Origin of the sequence: Streptomyces sp. KL109B (assembly GCF_030766935.1) — a bacterium.
Taxonomy (GTDB): Bacteria; Actinomycetota; Actinomycetes; order Streptomycetales; family Streptomycetaceae; genus Streptomyces.
Genome location: NZ_JASERL010000001.1, coordinates 246,757 through 271,336, shown reverse-complemented (window position 1 = coordinate 271,336; position 24,580 = coordinate 246,757). Strand labels below are relative to the sequence as shown.

Genomic DNA, 24,580 nt, shown 5'->3' with positions numbered 1-24,580 from the left:
CCAGTGACGGGAGTAACAAAACAGGCGACGGAACAAGCCATCGCTCAGCCCGTTATGACCCACCTCACTCCGTTCAGGCCGCCTGCAACTCCATCCGCGCCCCGAACTCCCGCACCACCGGCTCCTCCCGGTACGGGTCGAGGCGGTCCCTGAAGTCGTCCAGATACTCCGCGCCCCGGTTCGAGCGCACCGTGCCGAGCAGTTCGACGGCCCGAAGTCCCGTGTGGCAGGCCTGTTCCACCTCGCGCTGCTGCACCTGCGCCGTCGCGAGGAGCACGAGGCCGATCGCGCGGCGCCGCGCCCGCGACTCCGGGTGCCCGTCCAGCGACTCCTGCGCACACCGTGCCGCGTCCCTGGACTGCCCCAAGTCCCGGTGGCAGTGCGCCAGTTCGTCTGCCAGGTAGGCGTGGTCGAAGTGCGCGATCCACGCCGGGTCGTCACCGGTGCGGGTGCGCCCGTCGGCCTGCTCCATGGCGGCGACCGCGCGGGAGGAGGAGGACTGCGCCGACCGCGCGTCCCCCAGAAGTGCGTGGCCGCGCGCTTCGGCGGCATGGAACATCGCCTCCGCGCGCGGCGTCACGCGCCCGCGCGCCCCCTCCTGAGCCGCGCGGGCGAGCTGTGCGATCTCCCGCGGGTTGCCGAGCTGCGCCGCCAAGTGGCTCATGGACGCGGCCAGTACGTACCCGCCGTAACCGCGGTCCCCTGCCGCCTGGGCCAGTCGGAGCGCCTGGATGTAGTAGCGCTGGGCGAGCCCCGGCTGCCCGGTGTCGATCGCCATGTACCCGGCGAGTTCCGTCAACCGCGCGACGGCGGAGAACAGTTCACGCCCCACCGCCTCCCGGTACGACCCGGCGAGCAGCCCGCTGACCACACTGTTCAGGTAGTGCACGACCACGGGGCGGACGTGCCCGCTCCCGTACTGATGGTCGAGATCGGTCAGCGCCTGCGTCATCGCCCGCACCGCCGCCACGTCCGAAGGCCCGACCCGCGGCCCGGCCGACCGCGCCACCTGCGAGTCCGGCACAGAGATCAACCAGTCCCGACTCGGCTCGACGAGCGCCGAGGACGCCACGGACGAACCGGACAGAAAGTCCCGCCGCCCCACATCACTCCGCCACAGCTCGCACACCTGCTCAATGGCGCCGAGCACGGTCGGCGAGAACTGCAGCCCGACACCGGAGGCGAGGTTCTTCCCGTTCGCCATCCCGATCTCGTCGATGGTCACCGTCCGCCCCAGCTTGCGGCCCAGCGCCTCCGCGATGATGCCCGGCGCCCGCCCGCGCGGCTGCTGCCCGCGCAGCCAACGCGCCACGGACGTCTTGTCGTAGCGCAGATCGAGCCCGTGCTCCGCACCGCACATGTTCACCCGGCGGGCGAGCCCGGCGTTCGAGCAGCCCGCTTCCTGAATGAGCGCCTGCAGCCTTTCGTTGGGCTGTCGCGCTACGAGAGGCCGAGCGGCCATGACGTACCCCCTGCTGTGCCCGTAAGGAGTCCGACTGCAGGTCAACAGCCGGTCGTTGGATCATCACTGCCCTGAGTGGAAACGGAAGATGCACCACAAACGGGTGTCAAACGCATGCCCGCGCGGCGCCGATCCGCCGTGTCGCCGTTCTCGTTACCTCCCCGCACTACCCACGACCCGCTGCCGCCTCGCCCACGCGCCCCCACCCGTGCATCCATGCGCCCCACGTGGGGGAACGATGCTCCCGCCCTGCCCTCGCGTGCGCCCGTAACCCTGCGTGGCGGCGAGAGTTGAGAACGACGTGGAAGAGACCATCACAGGCACCTCGGACGTCACCGCAGCCGTCACCGCCGCCGGGCAGATCCCGCAGCAACGCGGCGAATCCCTCCAGGACACCGCCGTCCGCTACGCGGAGGAGCGGCACTGGGACGTGTTCCCCGGCACCTGGCTGGAGATCGGCGACGGCGTCCAACGCTGCTCGTGCGGCTCCCTCCAGTGCCCCGCCCCCGGCGCGCACCCCGCCCGCCCCGACTGGGCGACCCAGGCGACCGGCAGCGCGACCGTGGCCCGCCGCCTGTGGTCGAAGCAGCCGAAGGCGTCGATCCTCCTCCCCACGGGCCGCACGTTCGACGCGATCGACGTGCCGGAGACCGCCGGCTTCCTCGCCCTCGCCCGCATGGAGCGCATGGAACTCACCCTCGGCCCGGTCACCTGCACCCCCGACCGGCGCATGCAGTTCTTCGTCCTGCCCGGCGCCACGCTCAAAGTCCCGGACCTGGTACGGAAGTTGGGCTGGCCGCCCGCCACCCTCGACCTCGACGCGCTCGGCGAGGGGCAGTACGTCGCCGCTCCCCCGACCCGCTTCGGCAGCCAGGGCGCCGTCCAGTGGGCCTGCCGCCCCACCGCCGCCAACCGCTGGCTCCCGGACGCGGAGGAGCTCATCTCCCCGCTGGCGTACGCCTGCGGCCGCGAAGGCCGCCGCCGCCCCTGAGGCGTCGCCTCCCTGTGACCCGCCCCCTGCCGACGTATCGTGCGGTACACGCACGAAGACGAAGAAGGGCGGGCACAGTTGACCTCGGCCGAGGAAACCGCGGCGGTACGCGTACACGACCTGTGGAAGTCGTTCGGGCAGCAGACGGCCGTAGCCGGGATCGAACTCGCCCTCCCCGCAGGCCGGTTCATCGGCCTCGTCGGACCCAACGGCGCGGGCAAGACCACGACACTCTCCATGGTCACCGGCCTGCTCCGCCCCGACCAGGGCACCGTGCACGTCGCGGGCCACGACGTCTGGGCCGACCCCGCCGAGGTCAAGGCCCGCATCGGCGTCCTCCCGGAGGGCCTGCGCCTCTTCGAACGCCTCTCCGGCCACGAACTCCTCGCGTACACCGGGCGATTGCGCGGGCTGCCGGGCGCGGAGGTCGACAAGCGCGCCGACCAGCTCCTCGACGTACTCGACCTCGCCGGAGCCCGCAACAAACTCGTCGTCGACTACTCGACCGGCATGCGCAAGAAGATCGGCCTCGCCGCCGCCCTCCTCCACAACCCCGAAGTCCTCTTCCTCGACGAACCCTTCGAGGGCGTCGACCCGGTCTCGGCCCAGACCATCCGCGGCGTCCTGGAGCGCTACACCCGCTCCGGCGCGACGGTCGTCTTCTCCTCCCACGTCATGGAGTTGGTGGAGTCCCTCTGCGACTGGGTCGCCGTCATGGCCTCCGGCCGCATCCGCGCCCAGGGCCCCCTGCCGGACGTCCGAGGCGACTCGGCCTCCTTGCAGGAGGCGTTCCTCAAACTGGTGGGCGCGAACGACAGGACCGAGGGCGGAACCCTGGACTGGCTGGGCAGCAAACCAACGCCCCAAGCCCCGCCGGCCCATCAAGCCCCTCCGGCCGATCAAGCGACTCCGGCACATCAAGCCCCGCCGGCGATTGAGGCGCGGGGTCCGGGGCAGAGCCCCGAGTCCGCAACCCCGTCGCAGCCCACCAAGCGGACCCACCCATGACCGCAACCCTGGTCCGCCTCAAGCTCGCGCTCCTCCGCAACGGCCTCCACCAATCCGCCGGCAGACGCGCCGCGTACATCGCCTCACTCCTCGCGGCAGCACTCCTCGCCGCCCTCCAACTCCTCGGCCTGATCCTCCTCCACGGCAACGCCCACGCCGCCACCATCGGCATCCCCCTCACCACCCTCCTCGCCCTCGGCTGGGCCGTCCTCCCCCTCTTCTTCCCGAGCGGCGACGAAACCCTCGACCCCACCCGCCTCGCGATGCTCCCGCTGCGCCCCGACCCCCTGGTCCGCGGCCTCCTCGTGGCGTCACTCGTCGGCATCGGCCCCCTCTTCACCCTCTGCCTCGCGTTCGGCGCGGCCTATGCGGTCGCGCACGGCGCGGCGGCCGCGCTCGTCGCCGTACTGGCGGTCCCGCTCACGGTCCTCACCTGCGTCGCCCTCGCCCGCACCGTGGCCGCCGCCAACATCCGCCTGCTCACCAGCCGCAAGGGCCGCGACCTCGCCGTACTGAGCGGCCTCGTCATCGCGATCGGCGCCCAACTGGTCAACTTCGGGGTGCAACGCCTCGGCGCGGCGGGCGGCGTGGGCGCGCTCGACCCGGTGGCGAAGGTGCTGGGCTGGATCCCGCCCGCGTCGGCCATCGCCGCCGTCGACGCGACATCCAAGGCCGCCTACGGGACGGCGGCAGCCCAACTCGCCCTGTGCGCCGCCGCACTGGCCGCCCTGCTGGTCCTCTGGCGCCGCGCCCTGACCCGCCTGATGACCTCCCCCGACGGCTCCACCATCGAAGCCGCGGCCCCCGACCGCCGCCGCACCGGAACCCGCGCCCGCCGACGCCTCCTCCCGGAAGGCCGCACCGGCACGGTCATGGACCGCAGCCTGCGCTACGTATGGCGCGACCCGAAGACCAAGGCCGCCTGGGTCACATCCCTCGCCATCGGCCTCATCGTCCCCGTCTTCAACGCCCTCCAGGGCACCGGCACCGTCTACTTCGCGTGCTTCGCCTCCGGGATGCTCGGCATCCAGATGTACAACCAGTTCGGCCAGGACACCTCGGCGTTCTGGATGGTGGCGATGACGATCGCGTCCCCGCGCGACGCCTTCGCCGAACTACGCGCGCGTGCCTACGCGCTCCTCCTGATCACCCTCCCGTACGCCACTCTCGTCACCCTCGTCACCACGGCGATGCTGGACGCCTGGCCCGAGGTCCCCGAAGTCCTCGGCCTCTCCTACGCGTTGCTCGGCGCGATGCTCGCCACCGGCGCGTGGACGTCCGCCCGCTTCCCGTACTCGATCCCGCAGGAGGGCTACAAGAACGTCGCCCCGGGCCAGGCGGGCCTCGCCTGGATCTCCATCTTCGGCGGCATGGTCGCGGCGGCCCTCCTGTGCGCCCCGGTCCTGGCGCTCACGATCACCCTCCACGCCACGGACTCGACGTCCTGGTCCTGGGTGCTGCTCCCGGTGGGCGCGGTCTACGGCGCGGCGTCGATACTGCTCGGCCTCCGCCTGGCGGCACCCCGCACCTCGGACCGCCTGCCGGAGATCCTGGCGGCGGTGAGCAAGGGCTGAGCCCCTCCCGGGGCCGGACCCAAGGGGCCGTAAAACGCAGACGACCCGCGAGCCATGGTTCCTCCTGCCCTCAGGGGCGGTCGGAAGCCGGCCGGACACACCGGCAGCTCGCGGGTCGGGTGACTGCTTGGGATTGGGCCGGCTGCACGCACATATCGCGCGCTGGTCCGGCGCCGAATTCGAGATGCGACGTCGGGCCGCTAGCCCGCAGTCACCTCACGCGTCCGGTATTCATACATCTGCCGAACCACCTCCCTTCTGTGTGCCTGCCACCTTAGGAAGGTCCTCGGCCCCGTTCAACCGGTTTTACGCGACCTTGAGGGGGCCTACGCCCCCGCCGTCCCGTCGATCGCCTCCCGCAGCAGGTCGGCGTGGCCATTGTGGCGGGCGTACTCCTCGATCAGGTGGGTCAGGATCCAGCGGAGGGAGACCTTCGGGTCGCCGGTGAAGGCGGCTTCCTGGGGGGAGAGGGTGCCGGTGGTGTCGAGGGAGGCGGTCGCGGTGAGTTCGCGGGCGCGGGTGATCTCCGCGCGCCACTGGGACAGGGCGTCGGGCAGAGTGCGGTCATCGGTGAGGGTGAAGGCGTCCGGGCCCGCCGTCTCGTGCACCGGCGGGGTGTCGTGGGCGCCCGCGAAGACCCGCTGGAACCAGTTGCGTTCGACCTCCGCCAGGTGCTGGACCAGGCCGAGGAGGGTGAGTGACGACGAGGGGACCGCACGCGCGCGTGCCTGGGCGTCCGTCAGGTTCGCGCACTTGAGGGCGAGCGTTTCGCGGTGGAAGTCCAACCAGCCTTCGAGGGTGGCGCGTTCATCGGCAGTCGGGGGCGGGACGGGGCGGCCGTCGGGCAGTGTCGTCATGGGTTCATTGTCGTCGTACGTATATCCGCTCGGGCGTTGCATGCTGGACGTATGCGGTTGTCGGTTTCCTTTAACTTGCCTGAAGTACATGTGGGATGCGTCACGTTCGAGTTGAATGATCTGAAGCAGTACGAGGAATTCGTCCCGCCGACACGGCCTGCAGGGGGTGGGGTGCCAGGTGAGTGCTTCCAGGCGTAGTGGGACCACTGACGCGCTAGGACCCGAGGAGCCGGACCCGGAGCCGGACGGGGCCGATCTGCTGGCCGCGCTGCTCGACGGCATGGACGCCGCGTTGTGCGCCTTCGACGCCGACGGGGTCGTGACCCACTGGAACCGGGAGGCCGAGCGGGTGCTCGGCTGGTCGGCCGAGGAGGCTGTGGGGCGGCACGGGTTCGCGGGGTGGGCCGTGCGGCCGGCCGACGCGGACGAGGTGCAGGGGCGGCTGCTCGCCGCGATGCACGCTCCGGGGCGGCAGGTGAACGAGTTCGCGCTGCTCACCAAGGAGGGTGGGCGGGTGCTCGTGCGGACGCAGTCCGCCGCCGTGCGCGGGGCCGACGGGAAGCCCGCCGGGGTGTACTGCGCCTTCAGTGAGGTGCACGCGCAGATCGACCTGGAGCGGTCCATCGCGTTGAGCGAGGCCCTGTTCGAGGACGCCGCGTGGGGTGTCGTACTCGTCGACGCCGATCTGCGGCCCGCCGTCGTGAACGCGCATGCCGCGCGGTCCCTCGGAGTCGGGCGCGGCGCCGCGCTCGGGCGGCCGCTCGGGGATCTGGTCGGGCAGGGCGTGGAGGAGCTGGAGAGCGCGCTCGCGCATGTGCTCGCCGAGGGCCCGCCACCGTCCCCGACGGAGGTGTGGGTGACGTTGCGGCGGCCCGGTGAGGCGGGCGGTCGGCAGGAGCGGCGGTGCTGGCGCAGCGGGTTCGTGCGGCTCGCGTCGCCGCTCGCGGAGGAGCCGGTGCCGTTGGGCGTGGGGTGGCTGTTCCAGGACGTGACCGAGGCGAAGCTGAGCGAGCAGGAGGCGGCGGGGCTCCGGTTCCGCTCGCAGCAGTTGCACCGTGCCGCGCGGGCCGCCGCCGAGTGCGAGGACCCGGCCGAGGCGGCGACGGTGCACCTGGACTTCGCGCTCGCCGGGTTCGCCGACCACGCGGTGATCGACCTGGTGTCGAGCGAGGAGCCGCTCCGTCTGGTGCGGGCCGCCGCCACACCGTCGGGGGCGCCGGGGCCGAGCCTGCTGGTGACGCGGGGTGCGCTGCCGGTGCGGTACGCGGCGGGGCATCCGGCTCCGCAGTGCGTGGAGCGGACGGGTTCGGTACGGACCGCCGCGGACGCGGCCGCGGGCCCGGAGTGGGCCGCGGACCGGCAGTGGCCGGAGGGCACGGTGTACGCGCTGTGCGCGGTGCTGCGCAGCCGGGGGCGGACGCTGGGCGTGGTGACGTTCCTACGGGGCGCCAGCAGAGCCGGCTTCGAGCGCGCGGACGCCGCGTACGCGGAGAGCGTGGCGGCACGGATCGCCGCGGCGGTGGACCTGGCGTGGGAGGTGGCGGCGGACGACCGGTAGCGCCCGGCGCCCGCCGGGTCCCGTCACAGCCGCCGGTGGCGCCCGCCGGGTCCCGTCACAGCCGCCGGTGGCGCCCGCCGGATCCCGTCACCTCCGGTAGAAGATTCGGTCTCCGTACTCCGCGAACACGCGCGCGTTCCACTCGAGGCCGCCGTCGATGTTTCCGGAGCGCAGCAGCGGGGGCTGGATGCCGCGTTCGGCGAGGGACGCGGCGCAGGTCGCGAGGGTGGCCTGCATCAGGGCGCTGGCGGTGACCGTGGAGGCGGAGGCGAAGGGGGTGTCGACGCCGTCGTGGGTGAGTTCCGCGTCGCCGGGCGCGATCTTCGAGTCGAGGACGACGTCGCAGTGGTCGCGCAGATAGCTGCCGGAGGCGTGCCGGGACGTGGGGGCGTCGGGCCCGGTGGCGTACGCCAGTGAGGTCACGCCGATGACCTTGAGGCCTGCGGCGCGGGCGCTGAGGGCCATTTCCACGGGGAGCGCGTTGCGCCCGGACAGGGAGATGATCACCAGGGCGTCGCCGGACCGCGCGGGGCTGGCCTCCAGGACCGCCGCCGCGAGCCCGTCGACCCGTTCCAGGGCGGAGCCGAGCGTGGCCGGCATGACGTCGACGCCGACCGTGCCCGGCACCGACAGCAGGTTCATCAGGGCGAGCCCGCCCGCGCGGTAGACGACGTCCTGGGCGGCGAGCCCGGAGTGCCCCGCGCCGAAGGCGAAGAGGCGGCCGCCCGCGGCGACGGTGTCGGCGAGCAGGGTGCCGGCCGCGGCGATACTGCCGGCCTCCTCGTCGCGGATGCGCGTCAGGAGTCCGATGGAGGCGTCGAGGTACTGCGCGGCCAGCTTGCTCTCGCTCATCGGCGTGCCCCTTGGGTCCTGGTGGGTCGGGTCCAGTCTCGGCGTCGCTCGTGGTGCTCGGCGCGTTCGCCGATCACGGTGCGGTCTGGACCAGTGCTCTGTCAATACGCTTCCCGGCCCCGCCGGGCCCGGTGTTTTCCTGGCGCGTCACGGTTGTCAGCGGTATGCGTCAGAATTGAGTTCTGGGTTAACGAGTACTGGGTTCCAGGGCCAGCGCACGGCTGTCGCGGAGCTAAAGAGCTACACGAGGGGCATGTATGTCCGGACTGATCGACACCACGGAGATGTACCTCCGCACCATCCTCGAGCTGGAGGAGGAAGGTGTGGTCCCCATGCGCGCCCGGATCGCCGAGCGGCTCGACCAGAGCGGGCCGACGGTCAGCCAGACCGTGGCCCGCATGGAGCGGGACGGCCTGGTCGCCGTCGCGGCCGACCGGCACCTGGAGCTGACCGAGGACGGCCGCCAGCTCGCCACCCGCGTGATGCGCAAGCACCGCCTCGCGGAGTGCCTGCTCGTGGACGTGATCGGCCTGGAGTGGGAGCAGGTGCACGCGGAGGCCTGTCGCTGGGAGCACGTGATGAGCGAGGCGGTGGAGCGCCGCGTCCTCGAACTGCTGAGGCACCCGACGGAGTCGCCGTACGGGAACCCGATCCCGGGCCTGGAGGAGCTGGGCGAGAAGGACGGGGCGACCCCGTTCCTGGACGAGGGGATGGTCTCGCTGTCCGACCTCGACCCGGGCGCCGACGGCAAGACGGTCGTGGTGCGCCGCATCGGCGAGCCGATCCAGACGGACGCGCAGCTGATGTACACGCTGCGCCGGGCGGGCGTGCAGCCCGGTTCGGTGGTGAGCGTGACGCAGTCGCCGGGTGGGGTACTCGTCGGCAGCAGCGGTGAGGCGGCGGAGCTGGAGGCGGAGATCGCGTCGCACGTGTTCGTTGCGAAGCGCTGACACCCCTCCAGGGGCGGGCGTCAACTTCCGTGTCGTGCGGGTAAGTTGACTTGTATCCGCACATGCGGCACTTCCGCGCAGAAAACAAGATTCACTGTGCGGAACCGCAGCGGCCGGACGCTCGGCGTGCAAGGCTGTCGCGTGAGGCATATGACCAGAGGGGGCCGCATGGACCGGCCGATCGGGGCGCGACGGGCCTGGGGGACGCGGGGCACGCGGCGGCCGCCGAAAACACGGGGTACGCGGGGCACACACGGCGCGGCAGCACATGCCGCACGGCACACAGAGGGCCCCGGCGCCTTGCGGCGCCGGGGCCTGTCCTCCCCTGTCGCGACCCGGAGCCCCGAGCTCCCAGGGTCGCTCCCCTCGGACCGATTTCCCCGAGCGGCCCGCCTCCCGCTGAAGAGATCCCCTCGACAGCGCCGGTCATTCCTTGAGTCATGTCACTCAAATGAGGGGTGTTGTCCGAGAGCACCGCGCTTTCGAAAACAGGTTCGATAGCGTGCACGGGTACGCGACTGCAGGCGCGACCACGAGGGGGTGCCAGGGCCAATGGCACGGCGCATCGACGTGACCGGAGCGGGCGGGATCCACCTGGCCGCCTGGGAGTTCGCCGACCCGCCCAAGACGGGCGAGGCCGGCCACAGTCCCGGAGTCCTGCTGCTGCACGGGCTCATGGGCCGGGCCTCCCACTGGGCGGGGACGGCTCGCTGGCTCGCCGAGCGACATCGGGCGGTCGCGCTCGACCAGCGCGGGCACGGCCAGAGCGACAAGCCGCCGCAGGGACCGTTCGACCGGGAGGCGTACGTACTGGACGCGGAGGCGGCGCTCGTCCAGCTGGGGCTGGAACCGGCCGTGCTCATCGGGCACTCCATGGGAGCGCTCACGGCGTGGCAGCTCGCCGCGCGGCGGCCCGATCTCGTCCGCGGCCTGATCATCTGCGACATGCGGGCGTCCGCGCTGGGCGCCGCTTCGCAGCGGGAGTGGGAGGACTGGTTCAAGGCGTGGCCGCTGCCGTTCGCGACGCTCGCGGACGTACGGAAGTGGTTCGGGGAGGACGACCCCTGGGTGGAGCGGCCCAACCCGGCGCGCGGGGAGTTCTACTCCGAGGTGATGACGGAGACCGCGGACGGCTGGCGACCGGTGTTCTCGCGCCGCCAGATGCTCGCGGCGCGTTCCACGTGGGTGTACGACGCGCACTGGGAGGAGCTGGCCGGGGTGCGGTGTCCGGCGCTCGTACTGCGTGGGCTCGACGGGGAGTTGGGGCGGGCCGAGGCGCAGGAAATGGTGCGGGTCCTTCCCAGGGGGGTGTACGCGGAGGTGGCCGACGCCGGGCATCTCGTGCACTACGACCAGCCGGAGGCGTGGCGGGAGGCGATCGAGCCGTTCCTGGACGGGGTCCTCGCGGAACTTTAGGCCTCCGGCCGGTGCGGGCCAATTAAGCCCCTCCGGCGATTGAGGAGCGGGGTTCGGGGCAGCGCCCCGAGACCTCGGCCCCGGAGGGTGTTGCGCCACCGGGGCTCCGCCCCGGACCCCGCTGCTCAATCGCCGCAGGGGCTTGAGTGGTTCACGGAATGGCTCACGGAATGGTTCACGGGCTGAGGCGGTCGATGCGCCAAGGGGTGTCGGGGGACGGGGTGTGGACGTAACGGAGGCGGTCGTGGAGGCGGTTTTCGCGGCCCTGCCAGAACTCGACGGTCAGCGGGGTGACGCGGAAGCCACCCCAGTGGGGCGGGACCGGCACCGGAGTGCCCTGCGGGTACCGGCGGGACAGTTCCGCGTAACGGGCGTCGAGCTCGTCGCGCGAGGCCAGCACGGAGGACTGCGCGCTGGCCCACGCGCCGAGTTGGGAACCGTGCGGCCGCGAGTGGAAGTACGCCTCGGTCTCGGTCCTCGACGTACGCTCCGCCGTTCCCGTCACCAGGACCTGGCGGCCCATCGGGTGCCAGGGGAAGAGCAGCGCGACGTGCGGGTTGGCGGAGAGGTCGTGCGCCTTGCGGGATTCGTAGTTGGTGTAGAAGACGAAGCCCCCGTCGTCGTACGACTTGAGCAGCACCGTGCGGGAGCTGGGGCGGCCCTCGGCGTCCGCGGTGGAGACGACCACGGCGTTGGGCTCGGACAGCGGGAAGCCGGGGGCCGCCGCCTGTTTGAACCAGCGGGTGAACTGTTCCATCGGGTGCGGGGCGAGGTCGCCCTCCAGGAGGCCGCCGTCCTGGGCGCGGTACTGCTCGCGCATGTCGGCGAGGTCGAGTTGAGGGTCGTCGTGGGCGCTCACGGCGACATCCTCCCGGACGGACGGCCACAGACGCACGCAGGGCGAAACATGGCACTGAGTGCCGCACGCTCTCGCCAACTGTGGCACGGAGGGTTATGTTCCAGGGGCCGGGAACGGTTGAGCCGCCCGCCGTACGGGGCATCACGGGTGTACCGACCCGGAGCGCGAGTCGCACACGACCGCGCATCCGCAGGTGAGAACCACGCACGCACAACCCACGCATCCAGCCCGCCCACGCATCCAGAGGAGCCGCCCGATGTCCGACCCCGCCCCTGGCTTTGTCCCTGGCCTCGAAGGTGTCGTCGCGTTCGAGACAGAGATCGCCGAACCGGACAAGGAAGGCGGCGCCCTGCGCTATCGGGGCGTCGACATCGAGGATCTGGTCGGCCATGTGTCGTTCGGGAACGTCTGGGGGCTGCTGGTCGACGGCGCCTTCAACCCGGGCCTGCCGCCGGCCGAGCCGTTCCCGATCCCCGTCCACTCCGGTGACATCCGGGTCGACGTGCAGTCGGCGCTGGCCATGCTGGCCCCCGTGTGGGGCCTGAAGCCGCTGCTCGACATCGACGAGGCGCAGGCCCGCGACGATCTCGCGCGCGCCGCCGTCATGGCGCTCTCGTACGTCGCGCAGTCCGCGCGCGGTCAGGGGCTACCGATGGTGCCGCAGCGGGAGATCGACACGGCGGAGACCGTCGTCGAGCGGTTCATGAAGAGGTGGCGCGGGGAGCCGGACCCGAAGCATGTGGCGGCCGTCGACGCGTACTGGACGTCGGCGGCGGAGCACGGCATGAACGCCTCTACGTTCACGGCCCGGGTCATCGCGTCGACCGGGGCGGATGTGGCGGCGGCGCTGTCGGGGGCCGTGGGGGCGATGTCCGGGCCGTTGCACGGCGGAGCGCCCTCCCGTGTCCTCGGCATGATCGAGGAGATCGAGCGGACGGGGGACGCGGAGGCGTATGTCCGCAAGGCGCTCGACAAGGGTGAGCGGTTGATGGGGTTCGGGCACCGGGTGTACCGGGCCGAGGATCCTCGGGCCCGGGTACTTCGGCGTACGGCGCGGGAGTTGGGGGCGCCGCGCTTCGAGGTCGCGGAGGCGTTGGAGAAGGCGGCGCTGGCGGAGCTGCACGCGCGGCGGCCCGACCGGGTGCTCGCCACGAACGTCGAGTTCTGGGCGGCGATCGTGCTCGACTTCGCGGAGGTGCCGGCGCACATGTTCACGTCGATGTTCACGTGTGCGCGTACGGCGGGGTGGAGCGCGCACATCCTCGAGCAGAAGCGCACGGGCCGCCTCGTCCGCCCGTCGGCCCACTACGTGGGCCCCGCGGCGCGCCCCCCGCGCGACCTCGAGGGGTACGCGGACATCGCGCACTAGCCGTCCCGGTTCACCCGGCCCCGGGGTTTCGGTACGTACGCCGGGGCCGGCCCCCTCGCTTCCATTCCGCCGCACCGGGGGCCGCCTTGCCCACCCTGCCGCCCAAGGCGGCAGATTGCCCAAGGCGGTAGCGGCCGGCCGCAACGGGTGGGGAGCCGGGGCGCGGCGACCGACTGCCCGAGGCGGGGTGGCGTCGGCCGCGACGGGTGGGGAGCCGGGGGCGGCGGCAGACTCCCCGAGGCGGGGGCGCGTCGGCCGCAATGGGTGAGGAGCCGGGGACGACGGCAGACTCCCCGAGGCGGGGTGGCGTCGGCCGCGACGGGTGGGGAGCCGGGGGCGGCGTCTTACCCAGGACGGGTGCGGCCGGCCGCGACGGGTGGGGAGCCGGAGGGCGGCGGCAGACTGCCCGAAGCGCGTGGCGGTACCCCGTGGGGCCGACGCCCCCGGAGGGGGCGGGTGGGTGGGAGATGGGGCGGGGTGGGAGATGCCCCCACCGGGGGGTGCCCCAAGGCACGGGTGGGGAAATCAAGCCTCGCCGGCGTTTGAGGCGCGGGGTCCGGGGCGGAGCCCCGGGGCGTGGGAGTGGGGGGGGCGTCAACCAAGGACCCGGTCGACCAAGGTGCCCCATTCCGACACCACCCGGTCCCGGCGGCCCCCGTCATCCGTGAGGAGATTCGCGAGGCCGAGGCCCCGCGCCATGTCGAGGAGACCTTGCACCACCTCCCGTACCCCGGGAACCGCCTCGTCCGCCCCCAGCAACTCCACCGCTATCCGGTGCGTCTCACGCCCCACCCGCGCCTCCAACTCGGTGACCCGCCCACCCAGTTGCGGCTCGTTCGACGCGGCCACCCACAGGTGCAGCGCCGCCCGGAACAACGGCCCCGTGTAGAGGTCGACGAGCGCCGCGACGGCCTCCGCCCGCCCCTGCGGCCGCAGCGCCCGCAGCGCCACGGACCGCTCCTCCGCGACGTACTCGACGGCCGCCGTGAACAGGTCCTCCCGGGTCGGGAAGTGGTGTTGGGCCGCGCCCCGCGAGACGCCCGCGTGCTCGGCGACGACGGAGACGGTCGAGCCGGACCAGCCATGCGCGGCGAGGCAGGCGACGGCGGATTCCAGGAGCCGTTGCCGCGTCACCCGCGAACGGTCCTGCTTCGGCAGCGTCACAACACCCATGCGGCGTCCCGTCGTTCGAGAAAGGCGGTCATGCCCTCGTGGGCCCCCGCGGAGCCGAACAGCCGCGCGGACACCGCCGTCAGGGACTCCGCGTCCCGGTCGAAGGCCTCAAGGACCTTAACCGTCAGGAGTCCCTTCGTCTCGGAGAGGGCCTCGGGGGACGCCTTGCGCAGGCCGCCGAGGAGCGGGGCGAGCGCCTCGTCGACGTCCTCCCCGGCCACCGTCACCAGCCCCATCCGCGCCGCCTCCACCGCGTCGAACCGCTCCCCCGTCAGGTAGTAGCGGGCCACCGCGCGCGGGTCGAGGCGCGGCAGCAGTGGCATGGAGATGACGGCGGGCGCGACCCCGATGCGTACCTCGGTGAACGCGAAGGACGACGCCGCCGTCGACGCCGCCGCGAGGTCGCACGCGCCCAACAGGCCGAGGCCGCCCGCCCGTACGTGCCCGTCGACCCGCGCCACCACCGGCTTGCCCAGTTCCACGATCCGCCGCAACAGCGCCACCAGCGCGTCCGGGTCCGGCGGATCGCGCAGGTCGGCGCCCGCGCAGAAGGTGCCTCCCGTGTGGGTGAGGACGACGGCGCGTACGTCGTCGTCCGCACCCGCCTCCCGCAGCCGCTCCCCCAGCTCGCCGACGAGCGCCGAGGACAGGGCGTTGCGGTTGGCGGGCGAGTCGAGGGTGAGGACGCGGACCCCGCGCTCGTGCGCGTGCGCGACCAGGCTCCCAACAGTCCTCTGAACGGTCATTGAAACTCCCTGAGTTCGCGGCGCAGGATCTTCCCGGAGGCCGCGCGCGGCACCATGTCGACGAACGCGACGCGGCGGATCTTCTTGTACGGGGCGACGCGTTCGGCGACGTACGCCATGACGTCGGCCTCGCCGAGCGCGGAGTCGGCGCGGACGACGAACGCCTTCGGTATCTCGTTGCCGTCCTCGTCGAGGACGCCGATGACCGCCGCGTCGGCGATGCCCTCGTGGCTGAGCAGCAGTGCCTCCAGTTCGGCGGGGGCGACCTGGTAGCCCTTGTACTTGATGAGTTCCTTCACGCGGTCGACGACGAACAGCCAGCCGTCGGCGTCGACGCGCCCCACGTCCCCGGTGTGCACCCACCCGTCGGCGTCGATCATGTCGGCGGTCGCGTCGGGGCGGCCGAGGTAGCCCTTCATGACCTGCGGCCCGCGGATCAGGACCTCGCCGGGCTCGCCTGGGGCCACGTCCTTCGCCGGGTCGTCGAGGGACACGATCCGTGTCTCGGTGGACGGGAGCGGTTTGCCGACGGCGCCCGGTGGCGGCCGCTCGGCGTCGTACGCGACCGCGTGGCTGGCCGGTGAGAGTTCCGTCATGCCGTACCCCTGGCCCACGTGCGGCAGGCCGAGGCGGCGCGCGCAGGCGCGGGCGAGTTCGCCGTCGAGGGGTGCGGCGGCGCTGGTCACGTTCCGCAGCGAGGACAGGTCGTAGCGCTCGACGGCCGGGTGCTTGGCGAGGGCGAGCACGATGGGCGGGGCGACGTACAGGTGGCTGACGCGGTGCTTCTCGATCGCCGCGAGGAAGGTGTCGATGTCGAAGCGCGGCAGGACGATCAGGGTGGCGCCCTGCCGGAGCGGGCCGCTCATGATGACCGTGATGCCGTAGATGTGGAAGAAGGGCAGCACCGCGAGGACGCGGTCGCCGAACCCGGGTGACATGGCGGGTTCGATCTGGGCGAGGTTCGTGGCGATGTTGCGGTGGGTGAGCATGACGCCCTTGGGCGTGCCGGTGGTGCCGGAGGAGTACGGGAGCGCCGCCACGTCGTCGGCCGGGTCGACGGCGATGTCCGGCTCGGGCGCGGTGGTGTGCAGCAGGTCGGTCAGCGAGCGGTGGCCGGAGTCCCCCGCCGGGTCGCAGACGAATATCTCCCGTACGCCGCCCGCGAGTTCGGCCGCCGTGCGGGCCACCTCGACGAGCGGGGTGACGGTGATGATCCAGCCGGCGCCCGCGTCGCGCAGCTGCCGGGCGAACTCCTGCGGCGTCGACAGCGGGTGCACGGTGGTCACGGCGGCGCCCGCGCGCGTGATGCCGAAGAACGCCACCGGGTAGACGATCGTGTTGGGGCTGTGCAGCGCCACCACGTCGCCCTCGCGCACGCCCGCCTCGGCGAGCCCGGCGGCCACCTTCCGGTGGTACTGGTCGAGTCCGGCGTACGTGAGGGTGGTGCCGGCCGTCCCGTCGACGAGGGCGGGGGTGTCGCCGCGGGCGGCCGCGCCCCCGAGCACGGCGTCGTGGAGGGGTTCGTCGACGGTCGCGACGTCCGCGTACTCACTCACGTACACCATGCCGAACTCCTCGCTCAGTAAAGTCAGTTGAGGTAGATCAGTAGGACTTGGGCAGTCCGAGGCTCTGGTGGGACACGTAGTTGAGGATCATTTCCCGGCTGACCGGCGCGATGCGTGCCACCCGGGATCCGGTGATGAGGGATGCGAGGCCGAACTCGCGGGTGAGGCCGTTGCCGCCGAGCGTGTGCACGGCCTGGTCGACGGCGCGCACACAGGCCTCGGCGGCGGCGTACTTGGCCATGTTGGCCGCCTCACCTGCGGCGATGTCTTCACCGGCGTCGTAGAGCCGGGCGGCCTTCTGCATCATCAGGCGGGCCAGTTCCAGCTCGATGTGGATCTGCGCGAGCGGGTGGGCGACGGCCTGGTGGGAGCCGATGGGCGCCTGCCACACGGTGCGCTCCTTCGCGTAATCGACGGCGCGCCGCAGCGCGTACCGGCCCATGCCGATGGCGAAGGCGGCGGTCATCACGCGCTCCGGGTTGAGCCCGGCGAACAGCTGGAGCAGTCCCGCGTCCTCGTCACCCACGAGAGCGTCCGCGGGCAGCCGCACCTCGTCAAGTGTCAGCTCGAACTGCTTCTCCGGAGCCTGGAGTTCCATGTCGATCTGGCGCCTGCCGAAGCCTTCGGTGTCCCTCGGGACGATGAACAGGCAGGGCTTGAGCTTTCCGGTACGGGCGTCGGAGGTGCGTCCGACGATGAGGGTGGCGTCGGCGATGTCGACGCCGGAGATGAAGACCTTGCGGCCGTTAAGGACCCACGAGCCGTCGTCCTCGCGGCGGGCGGTCGTCGTGATGCGGTGCGAGTTCGAACCGGCGTCGGGTTCGGTGATGCCGAAGGCCATGGTGCGGCTGCCGTCGGCGAGTCCGGGCAGCCAGGCCCGCTTCTGTTCCTCGGTACCGAAGCGGGAGATGACGGTGCCGCAGATCGCGGGCGAGACGACCATCATGAGCAGCGGCGACCCGGCGGCCCCCAACTCCTCCAGGACGATGGAGAGTTCGGCTATCCCGCCGCCGCCTCCGCCGTACTCCTCGGGCAGGTTCACGCCGAGGTAGCCGAGCTTGGCGGCCTCCGCCCACAGCTCCTCCGGGTGGCCTTCGGCGGCGGTGACGCGGGTCATGTAGTCGCGGCCGAACCGCTTGCCGAGCGCGGCGACGGCGGCGCGCAGCGCCTGGTGCTCTTCGGTTTCGAGGACGGGGGCGGTGCTCATGCGGGGGTCTCCTCCACTACGGCCAACAGGGAGCCCACCTCGACCTGGCGGCCGACGGTGGTGTGCAGGGCGGTGAGCGTTCCGGAGGCGGGGGCGCTGATGCGGTGCTCCATCTTCATCGCCTCCAGCCAGATCAGCGGCTGCCCGGCGGTGACGGCGGCGCCCTCGGTGAGACCTTCGGCGACGCGGACGACGGTGCCGGGCATGGGCGCGAGCAGGGAGCCGGGGGCGCGCTGCTCGCTGGGGTCGGTGAAGCGGGGCAGGGCGGTGAGGGCGGCGCCGTCCACGTACACGCGGTCTCCGTGCACGGCGACCCCGAACTTCCGCTGTACGCCGCCGACTTCGAGGACGACGCGCTCGGGCGTCGCCCGTACGACGCGTACGTCGCCGTCGACCGCCGCGAGTCCGCCCGCGCGGGTGTGCCGGTAGCGGACCTGGTGCTCGGTGCCGTGCGGTTCGGCGCGGTAGCTCCTGGTCTGCGGCTGCGAGGGCACGTTGCGGAAGCCGCCGAAGCGGTGGGCGGCGCGGGCGGCCTGGGCGAGGGCGGCGGCGAGCGGCGCGTGCGGGTCGTCGGCGGGGGCGGTCAGCTCGGCGAGGTGGCGCTCGTAGAACCCGGTGTCCATCCGGCCGTCCGTGAACTCCGGGTGCCGCAGGGAACGTACGAGCAGTTCCCGGTTGGTGACCGGGCCGTGCACCTCGGCGCGCTCCAGGGCCCCGGCGAGGGCGCGGACGGCGGCGGCGCGGGTCGGGGCGTGGGCGACGACCTTGGCGAGCATGGCGTCGTAGTGCACGCCGATGGTGTCGCCGTCGGTGTAACCGGTGTCGAGTCGGACGCCCCGGGCCGGTACGGCGAGCCGGTGCAGGGTGCCGGTCTGCGGGGCGAAGGAGGCGGCGGGGTCCTCGGCGTAGAGGCGGGCCTCGACGGCGTGGCCGCGCGGGGCCGGGGGTTCGGCTTCGAGGGCCTCCCCCTCCGCGAGTCGTATCTGATACGCGACGAGGTCGACGCCGAACACGGCCTCGGTGACGGGGTGTTCCACCTGGAGCCGGGTGTTCATCTCCAGGAACTGGGCGCGGCCGTCGCCGGTGACGAGGAACTCGACGGTGCCGGCGCCGACGTATCCGGTGGCCCGGCAGGCCCGCTCCGCCATCTCATATATGACATCTGATACGCCACGTACGAGATCCGGCGCGGGCGCCTCCTCGATCACCTTCTGGTGCCGCCGCTGCAACGAGCAGTCCCGCGTGCCGAGCACCCACACGGTCCCGTGCGCGTCGGCGAGCACCTGCGCCTCGACGTGCCGCCCGCCCTCGACGTACGGCTCGACGAACACCTCGCCGTCCCCGAACGCGGACAGCGCCTCGGCGCGCGCCGCCTCCAACTCCCCTGCCAGCGCGCTCATTTCCCGTACGACCCGCATGCCGCGCCCACCCCCTCCGGCGGCGGCCTTCACCAGCACCGGCAGGTCATCGTCGGTGAGCCCGGCCTCACCGAGCGGCGCGATCCCCATCAGCTCCTTGGCGCGCGTCTTCGACGCCATCGCCTCGATCGCCTCGGGCGGCGGCCCGATCCAGGTCAGCCCGGCGTCGGCGACGGCGCGCGCGAAGTGGGCGTTCTCGGAGAGGAAGCCGTACCCGGGGTGCACGGCGTCGGCGCCCGCGTCGAGCGCGGCCTTCACGACGAGGTCGGCGCGCAGGTACGTCTCGGCGGGCGTGGCGCCCGGGAGCCGGACGGCGAGGTCGGCCTCGCGGACGTGCAGGGCGTCCGCGTCCGGGTCCGAGTGCAGGGCGACCGTACGTATCCCCAGCTCACGGCAGGTACGGAAGACGCGGCACGCGATCTCGCCGCGGTTGGCCACAAGGACAGAAGTGATCGCGGCAGTCATGGCAGTCATGGCAGTCATGGGTGGCCCCTCACATCCGGAAGACGCCGAAGCCGCCGCGGGCGCCCTCGTACGGTGCGGTGTGGATCGCGGACAGGCAGATACCGAGGACGGTCCGGGTGTCGCGGGGGTCGATGACCCCGTCGTCGTAGAGCCGCCCGGACAGGAACATCGGCAGCGACTCGGCCTCGATCTGCTGCTCGACCATGGCCCGCAGTCCGGCGTCGGCCTCCTCGTCGTACGGCTGCCCCTTCGCGGCGGCCGACTGCCGCGCGACGATCGACAGCACGCCCGCGAGCTGCTGCGGCCCCATGACGGCGGACTTGGCACTCGGCCACGCGAACAGGAAACGGGGATCGTAGGCCCGCCCGCACATGCCGTAGTGCCCGGCACCGTACGAGGCGCCCATGAGGACGGACAGGTGCGGAACCCGCGAGTTCGAGACGGCGTTGATCATCATCGAGCCGTGCTTGATGATGCCGCCCTGCTCGTACTCCTTGCCGACCATGTAACCGGTGGTGTTGTGGAGGAAGAGGAGCGGAATGTCGCGCTGGTTGGCGAGCTGGATGAACTGCGCCGCCTTCTGCGACTCCTCACTGAAGAGCACACCCTGCGCATTGGCGAGGACGCCGACGGGATAGCCGTGGAGCTCCGCCCAGCCGGTCACGAGCGACGCCCCGTACAGCGGCTTGAACTCGTCGAAGTCCGAACCGTCGACGACGCGGGCGATGACCTCGCGCGGATCGAAGGGCACCTTCAGGTCCTCCGGCACGATGCCGAGGAGCTCCTCCGGGTCGTACTTGGGCGGCTCGGCGAGAGCCGGATCCGCGTGCGCCTTACGGTGGTTGAGGCGGGCGACGACACGCCGCGCCTGCCGGATCGCGTCCCGCTCGTCGAGCGCGAAGTAGTCGGCGAGCCCGGAGTCACGGGCGTGCATCCCGGCGCCGCCCAGCGACTCGTCGTCGCTCTCCTCGCCGGTCGCCATCTTGACCAGCGGCGGTCCGCCGAGGAAGACCTTCGCCTTCTCCTTCACCATGATCACGTGGTCGGACATGCCGGGGATGTACGCGCCTCCGGCGGTGGAGTTGCCGAAGACGACGGCGACGGTGGGAATGCCGGCGGCCGAGAGCCGCGTGATATCGCGGAAGATCCCGCCACCCGGGATGAAGATCTCCTTCTGTGACGGAAGGTCGGCACCACCGGACTCGACGAGCGAGATGCACGGCAGACGGTTGACGCGCGCGATCTCGTTCGCGCGCAACGCCTTCTTCAGGGACCACGGGTTGCTGGCGCCGCCGCGCACGGTGGGGTCGTTGGCGGTGATCAGGCACTCGACGCCCTCGACGACGCCGATGCCGGTGACGAGGGAGCCCCCGACGGCGTAGTCGCTGCCCCAGGCGGCAAGCGGGGAGAGTTCGAGGAACGGGGTGTCGGGGTCGATCAGCAGCTCGACACGCTCACGGGCGAGGAGCTTGCCGCGCCCCCGATGCCGGTCGACGTACTTCTCGCCGCCGCCCGCCACGGCCTTCGTGTGTTCGGCATCCAGCGCGGCGATTTTGCCGAGGAGGGCGGTGCGGTGCGCGGCGTAGTCGTCGGACCGGGTGTCCAGGGCGCTGGCCAGGACCGTCACAGGAGGGCCTCCGGTATGTCGAGGTGGCGGGAGCGCAGCCATTCGCCGAGGCCCTTGGCCTGCGGGTCGAACCGGTGCCGGGCGGCGACGCCCTCGCCGAGGATGCGTTCGACGGTGAAGTTGAGTGCGCGGAGGTTGGGGAGCGGGTGTCTTGTTACGGGGAGCGGGGTTGCGGTCGCGGGGCGCTGCCCCGGGCCCCGCCGCTCAATCGCCGCAGGGGCTCCAAGTGCCGAGGATTCGGGGAGCAGTTCGCGGAACCGCTCAACGGTCAGCTCGTGGACCAGCCACTGCCACGCGGCAGCCGTCTCCACCCACACCCCCACATTCGCGTCGCCGCCCTTGTCCCCACTCCGCGCACCCGCGATCAGGCCGAGGGGGACGCGGCGCGTCGGACCCGGTGGCGGCGGGGGCGGGAGTTCGGGGTCGTCGACGGGGTCGAGAGGACGTGTCGGTCCTTCGCCTACGGGGATGGGGCGGCGTTCCCCGTCCGGGAGGACAGCGACGTGCTGGACGTCGGCGCGCTCCACGTACGCCGCCTCGAACACCCCGTACGGGGAGCCCTTGCCGGGTGGCTCGGTGACGTGGAAGCCGGGGTAGGAGGCGAGCGCCAGCTCCACCGCGGCGCCGCTGAGGGCGCGGCCGACGGCGTCCTGGTCCTGGTCGCGCACGACGAGGCGGAGCAGGGCGCTCGCGGTCTCCTCGGTGTCGGCGTCGGGGTGGTCGGTGCGGGCGAGTTCCCAACGGACTTGTTCCGGACCGGACTTGGCGCGGCGGAAGTGGTCCTCCATCTGGTGTCGCACCAGGTCCGCCTTCGCCTCGATGTCGAGCCCGGTGAGGACGAACACGACTTCGTTGCGGTACCCGCCGAGCCGGTTGAGCCCGACCTTGAGAGTGGGCGGCGGGGCCTCGCCGCGCACGCCGTGGACGCGCACCCGGTCGGGCCCGTCCGGTTCCAGGCGGACGGTGTCGAGGCGAGCGGTCACGTCGGGCCCGGCGTACCGGGCACCCCCGGTCTCGTACAGCAACTGCTCAGTGACAGTGCCAACCTCGACGAATCCACCGGTACCGGGGTGCTTGGTGATGACGGCGGAACCGTCCTCGTGCATCTCGGCGATCGGGAAGCCGGGCCGCCCCAACTCCCCTGCGCGGGAGGCGAACCGGGAGTAGTTCCCACCGGTCGCCTGCGTCCCGCACTCCAGCACGTGCCCGGCGACGACGGCCCCCGCCAGCCGGTCGTACGCATCGCCCGCCCACCCGAAGTGCCAGGCCGCCGGCCCGGTCACCAGCGCGGCGTCGGTGACACGCCCCGTGACCACGATGTCGGCGCCCGCGCCGAGGCAGGCGGCGATGCCGGCGCCGCCGAGGTAGGCGTTGGCGGTGAGCGCGCCGGGGAAGCGGCCGGTCGCGAGCAGGTCGTCGCCCTCGACGTGGGCGACGCGCACGGGGACGCCGAGCCGCGCCGCCAACTCCCTCACAGCATCGGCGAGTCCGGCCGGATTGAGACCCCCGGCATTGGTGACGACCTTGACGCCCCGCTCGACGGCCAGCCCCAGACACTCCTCCAGCTGCCGCAGGAAGGTGCGGGCGTAGCCGCGGTCCGCGCTCTTCAGCCGGTCGCGGCCGAGGATGAGCATGGTCAGTTCGGCGAGGTAGTCGCCGGTGAGGACGTCGAGCTCGCCGCCGGTCAGCATCTCCTTCATGGCGTCGAACCGGTCACCGTAGAAGCCGGAGGCGTTGCCGATCCGCAGCACGGGCCCGCTCATCGGGCCTCCTTCGGCGCCCGCCCCTTCGACACACTCCCCTTCGGCACGCGCCCCTTCCCCGGTGGCCCGGCGAAGGCCTGCGCGATGTCGAGCCACCGGTCGGCGTCGGGGCCTTCGGCCCGTACGTCGAGGTCGGAGCGGTGCGCGCGCTGGGTGACGAGGAGGCAGAAGTCGAGGGCGGTTCCGGTGACCTTCTGCTCGGCGCCATCGGGCCCGTACGTCCACAACTCACCGCTCGGCGCCCGGAGTTCGACGCGGAACTCACTCTCGGGCGCGGTGCCGCCATGCACGTCGAAGGCGAACTTCCGGGCGCGTACGCCGATCCGGGCGACGTGCCGGAGCCGGTCGGTGGGTGTCCGTACGACACCGAGGGCGTCGGCGACGTCCTGGCCGTGGGCCCACGTCTCCATGAGCCGCCCGGTCGCCATGGAGGCGGCGGACATCGGCGGCCCGTACCAGGGGAACCGGGTCTTGTCGGCCGCGGCGGCGCGCAGCACCCCCTGCAACCGCTCGCGCCCCTCCCGCCATCCGGCGAGCAGCGCGGCCGGGTCCCGCCGGGCGCCTTCATCGGCCCCGTCGTCGACGAAGGACTCGGGCGCGGCGACCGCCTTCTCCACCTCGCCCGCGAAGGCGTCGGCGTCGCTCATGGCGAGGAGGGCGGCGCGGTCGGTCCAGGCGAGGTGGGCGATCTGGTGGGCGACGGTCCAGCGGGGCGCGGGGGTCGGGGCGGCCCACTGCTCCGGGCTCAACCCCCGCACGATCGCGTCGAGTTCCTCGCTCTCGTCCCGCAAGTCGTCGAACACGGCGGACGGTTCGGACACGGTGCGCTCCAATCGGGGCACGGCGGTGTGCGGCGTGCTTGGAGCATGGCAGCGGGCCCAGAAACAAGCAAGCGTGCTTGCATGGGAAGTTGAGAGAACCTGAGAGAACCTGAGAGGACCCGAGAGGACCCGAGAGGACCCGAGAGGACCCGAGAGGACTGTGACGCGAAACGCCGATCAGGTTGGCGATGGGCGTCACAGTCCCATCCCCTGGGTGCTGGGCGTTCAGGACCGCGCGGAGGGTGCGGCTTCCCAGGTGAAGCCGTCGGGGTCGGTGAAGGTGGTGTCGGTGCCCGTGCCGGTCAGGGCGACGCGGTGGGAGCCGGTGCCGTCGGCGGGGACGCCGAGGTCCTTGGCCAGGGCGCGGCGCTTGTAGAGCGCCAGCTTGGCGGGGCTGGTCGCGTCGGAGGTGAACTCGGCGTACTTGCCGCCGAAGCTCTTGGCCACGGCCAGGCCCTGGTCGACGTAGAACTGCTTGCTGGCCTTCACGTCCTCGACTCCGAGCAGCAGCACGAGTTCGTCGATCTCGCGGGTGGCGGGGCCGGTGTCCTTCTTCGCCGAGGTGGCGACCTTCCAGATGGTTCCGTCCGGAGCCTGGACGACGCCGCCGTATCCCCAGAGCGATTTGGTGGCGGGCTTGAGGACGGTCGCGCCGGCGGCCACGGCGGCGTCGAGGAAGCCGTCGACGGTGGCGGGCCCGGACACCGTGAGCGCCAGCGTGAAGCCGCGGAATCCGGTGGACTCCCCTTCGGACGCCCGCAGTTGGATGTGGGCGTCAACTCCGAAGGCGGCGTAGAAGCGGTGGGCGGCCTCGGTGTCGGGGACCTCCAGGGTGACGGTCGCGAGGGAGACGGAGGTGGAGCCGGTGGACGCGGTGTGCGCGGTGGTTGTCGTCATGG

General features: G+C 72.2%; 19 protein-coding genes and 1 pseudogene. 7 read left to right on the top strand and 13 right to left on the bottom strand.

What is annotated here, in order from left to right:
• Positions 1-73: 73 nt before the first annotated feature.
• Positions 74-1,462 carry a transcriptional regulator gene (locus RBJ65_RS01305; protein WP_306322861.1) on the bottom strand — a complete coding sequence of 463 codons (1,389 nt, stop codon included), beginning with the start codon at positions 1,460-1,462 and terminating at the stop codon, positions 74-76.
• Positions 1,463-1,763: 301 nt separating this feature from the next.
• Between RBJ65_RS01305 and RBJ65_RS01300 the strand changes: the two genes are divergently transcribed.
• The 3 genes and pseudogenes from RBJ65_RS01300 to RBJ65_RS01290 all read left to right on the top strand — a co-directional run bounded on the left by RBJ65_RS01300 (position 1,764) and on the right by RBJ65_RS01290 (position 5,035).
• Positions 1,764-2,453 carry a bifunctional DNA primase/polymerase gene (locus tag RBJ65_RS01300; RefSeq protein ID WP_306322862.1) on the top strand — a complete coding sequence of 230 codons (690 nt, stop codon included), beginning with the start codon at positions 1,764-1,766 and terminating at the stop codon, positions 2,451-2,453.
• A gap of 78 nt (positions 2,454-2,531) precedes the next feature.
• Positions 2,532-3,302, top strand: a pseudogene (locus RBJ65_RS01295) (ABC transporter ATP-binding protein); the annotation flags it as partial.
• Between the two features lie 155 nt (positions 3,303-3,457).
• A complete protein-coding gene (locus RBJ65_RS01290) occupies positions 3,458-5,035 on the top strand; it encodes a transporter (protein ID WP_306322863.1) in 1,578 nt (525 codons plus the stop codon).
• Between the two features lie 326 nt (positions 5,036-5,361).
• Here RBJ65_RS01290 and RBJ65_RS01285 read toward each other — a convergent pair whose 3' ends face one another.
• On the bottom strand, positions 5,362-5,892 hold the full coding sequence (locus RBJ65_RS01285; protein ID WP_306322864.1) for a DinB family protein: 531 nt from the start codon (positions 5,890-5,892) through the stop codon (positions 5,362-5,364).
• 178 nt (positions 5,893-6,070) lie between these two features.
• Between RBJ65_RS01285 and RBJ65_RS01280 the strand changes: the two genes are divergently transcribed.
• Complete coding sequence (locus tag RBJ65_RS01280) at positions 6,071-7,450, top strand: PAS domain-containing protein (protein ID WP_306322865.1); 1,380 nt, start codon at positions 6,071-6,073, stop codon at positions 7,448-7,450.
• 87 nt (positions 7,451-7,537) lie between these two features.
• Here the strand turns inward: RBJ65_RS01280 and RBJ65_RS01275 are convergent, their stop codons facing one another.
• Positions 7,538-8,302 carry an SIS domain-containing protein gene (locus tag RBJ65_RS01275; RefSeq protein ID WP_306322866.1) on the bottom strand — a complete coding sequence of 255 codons (765 nt, stop codon included), beginning with the start codon at positions 8,300-8,302 and terminating at the stop codon, positions 7,538-7,540.
• Between the two features lie 257 nt (positions 8,303-8,559).
• On the opposite strand from RBJ65_RS01275, the gene RBJ65_RS01270 reads away from it, so the two are divergent.
• Positions 8,560-9,252 (top strand): metal-dependent transcriptional regulator, encoded by a 693-nt coding sequence (locus tag RBJ65_RS01270; RefSeq protein ID WP_306322867.1) that lies wholly within the window; start codon positions 8,560-8,562, stop codon positions 9,250-9,252.
• 552 nt (positions 9,253-9,804) lie between these two features.
• Positions 9,805-10,668, top strand: coding sequence for an alpha/beta fold hydrolase (locus tag RBJ65_RS01265; protein ID WP_306322868.1), 864 nt, complete (start codon positions 9,805-9,807; stop codon positions 10,666-10,668).
• A gap of 175 nt (positions 10,669-10,843) precedes the next feature.
• On the opposite strand, the gene pdxH is transcribed toward RBJ65_RS01265, so the two are convergent.
• On the bottom strand, positions 10,844-11,488 hold the full coding sequence (pdxH, locus tag RBJ65_RS01260) for a pyridoxamine 5'-phosphate oxidase (RefSeq protein WP_306322950.1): 645 nt from the start codon (positions 11,486-11,488) through the stop codon (positions 10,844-10,846).
• Positions 11,489-11,783: 295 nt separating this feature from the next.
• Here pdxH and RBJ65_RS01255 point away from each other — a divergent pair, with 295 nt between their 5' ends.
• Positions 11,784-12,896: a citrate synthase 2 gene (locus RBJ65_RS01255; protein WP_306322869.1), complete on the top strand. Its 1,113-nt coding sequence runs from the start codon at positions 11,784-11,786 to the stop codon at positions 12,894-12,896.
• A 594-nt stretch (positions 12,897-13,490) separates the two neighbouring features.
• Here the strand turns inward: RBJ65_RS01255 and RBJ65_RS01250 are convergent.
• The 9 genes from RBJ65_RS01250 to RBJ65_RS01210 all read right to left on the bottom strand — a co-directional run bounded on the left by RBJ65_RS01250 (position 13,491) and on the right by RBJ65_RS01210 (position 24,578).
• On the bottom strand, positions 13,491-14,069 hold the full coding sequence (locus tag RBJ65_RS01250; RefSeq protein WP_306322870.1) for a TetR/AcrR family transcriptional regulator: 579 nt from the start codon (positions 14,067-14,069) through the stop codon (positions 13,491-13,493).
• A complete protein-coding gene (locus RBJ65_RS01245) occupies positions 14,057-14,815 on the bottom strand; it encodes an enoyl-CoA hydratase family protein (RefSeq protein WP_306322871.1) in 759 nt (252 codons plus the stop codon). The genes RBJ65_RS01250 and RBJ65_RS01245 overlap by 13 nt, the downstream gene beginning before the upstream one ends.
• Positions 14,812-16,377: a 4-coumarate--CoA ligase family protein gene (locus RBJ65_RS01240; RefSeq protein WP_306322951.1), complete on the bottom strand. Its 1,566-nt coding sequence runs from the start codon at positions 16,375-16,377 to the stop codon at positions 14,812-14,814. Before RBJ65_RS01240 ends, RBJ65_RS01245 begins: the two co-directional genes overlap by 4 nt.
• Positions 16,378-16,417: 40 nt before the next feature.
• A complete protein-coding gene (locus RBJ65_RS01235) occupies positions 16,418-17,587 on the bottom strand; it encodes an acyl-CoA dehydrogenase family protein (protein ID WP_306322872.1) in 1,170 nt (389 codons plus the stop codon).
• Entirely contained in the window at positions 17,584-19,488 is a 1,905-nt protein-coding gene (locus RBJ65_RS01230) for a biotin carboxylase N-terminal domain-containing protein (RefSeq protein ID WP_306322873.1), read from the bottom strand. The genes RBJ65_RS01235 and RBJ65_RS01230 overlap by 4 nt, the downstream gene beginning before the upstream one ends.
• Positions 19,489-19,498: 10 nt before the next feature.
• On the bottom strand, positions 19,499-21,097 hold the full coding sequence (locus RBJ65_RS01225) for an acyl-CoA carboxylase subunit beta (protein WP_306322874.1): 1,599 nt from the start codon (positions 21,095-21,097) through the stop codon (positions 19,499-19,501).
• On the bottom strand, positions 21,094-22,860 hold the full coding sequence (locus RBJ65_RS01220; protein ID WP_306322875.1) for an acyclic terpene utilization AtuA family protein: 1,767 nt from the start codon (positions 22,858-22,860) through the stop codon (positions 21,094-21,096). Before RBJ65_RS01220 ends, RBJ65_RS01225 begins: the two co-directional genes overlap by 4 nt.
• Entirely contained in the window at positions 22,857-23,681 is an 825-nt protein-coding gene (locus RBJ65_RS01215) for a TIGR03084 family metal-binding protein (RefSeq protein ID WP_306322876.1), read from the bottom strand. Before RBJ65_RS01215 ends, RBJ65_RS01220 begins: the two co-directional genes overlap by 4 nt.
• 225 nt (positions 23,682-23,906) lie before the next feature.
• A complete protein-coding gene (locus tag RBJ65_RS01210; protein ID WP_306322877.1) occupies positions 23,907-24,578 on the bottom strand; it encodes a glyoxalase in 672 nt (223 codons plus the stop codon).
• Positions 24,579-24,580: the final 2 nt, after the last annotated feature.

Bases quoted from the DNA above. Each gene is read 5' to 3' on its own strand.
- RBJ65_RS01285 (WP_306322864.1), bottom strand. From the start codon at position 5,892: ATGACGACACTGCCCGACGGCCGCCCCGTCCCGCCCCCGACTGCCGAT.
- RBJ65_RS01220 (WP_306322875.1), bottom strand. From the start codon at position 22,860: ATGAGCGGGCCCGTGCTGCGGATCGGCAACGCCTCCGGCTTCTACGGT.
- RBJ65_RS01270 (WP_306322867.1), top strand. From the start codon at position 8,560: ATGTCCGGACTGATCGACACCACGGAGATGTACCTCCGCACCATCCTC.
- RBJ65_RS01210 (WP_306322877.1), bottom strand. From the start codon at position 24,578: ATGACGACAACCACCGCGCACACCGCGTCCACCGGCTCCACCTCCGTC.
- RBJ65_RS01245 (WP_306322871.1), bottom strand. From the start codon at position 14,815: ATGACCGTTCAGAGGACTGTTGGGAGCCTGGTCGCGCACGCGCACGAG.
- RBJ65_RS01230 (WP_306322873.1), bottom strand. From the start codon at position 19,488: ATGACTGCCATGACTGCCATGACTGCCGCGATCACTTCTGTCCTTGTG.
- RBJ65_RS01235 (WP_306322872.1), bottom strand. From the start codon at position 17,587: ATGAGCACCGCCCCCGTCCTCGAAACCGAAGAGCACCAGGCGCTGCGC.
- RBJ65_RS01290 (WP_306322863.1), top strand. From the start codon at position 3,458: ATGACCGCAACCCTGGTCCGCCTCAAGCTCGCGCTCCTCCGCAACGGC.
- RBJ65_RS01275 (WP_306322866.1), bottom strand. From the start codon at position 8,302: ATGAGCGAGAGCAAGCTGGCCGCGCAGTACCTCGACGCCTCCATCGGA.
- RBJ65_RS01265 (WP_306322868.1), top strand. From the start codon at position 9,805: ATGGCACGGCGCATCGACGTGACCGGAGCGGGCGGGATCCACCTGGCC.
- RBJ65_RS01250 (WP_306322870.1), bottom strand. From the start codon at position 14,069: ATGGGTGTTGTGACGCTGCCGAAGCAGGACCGTTCGCGGGTGACGCGG.
- pdxH (WP_306322950.1), bottom strand. From the start codon at position 11,488: ATGCGCGAGCAGTACCGCGCCCAGGACGGCGGCCTCCTGGAGGGCGAC.
- RBJ65_RS01255 (WP_306322869.1), top strand. From the start codon at position 11,784: ATGTCCGACCCCGCCCCTGGCTTTGTCCCTGGCCTCGAAGGTGTCGTC.
- RBJ65_RS01305 (WP_306322861.1), bottom strand. From the start codon at position 1,462: ATGGCCGCTCGGCCTCTCGTAGCGCGACAGCCCAACGAAAGGCTGCAG.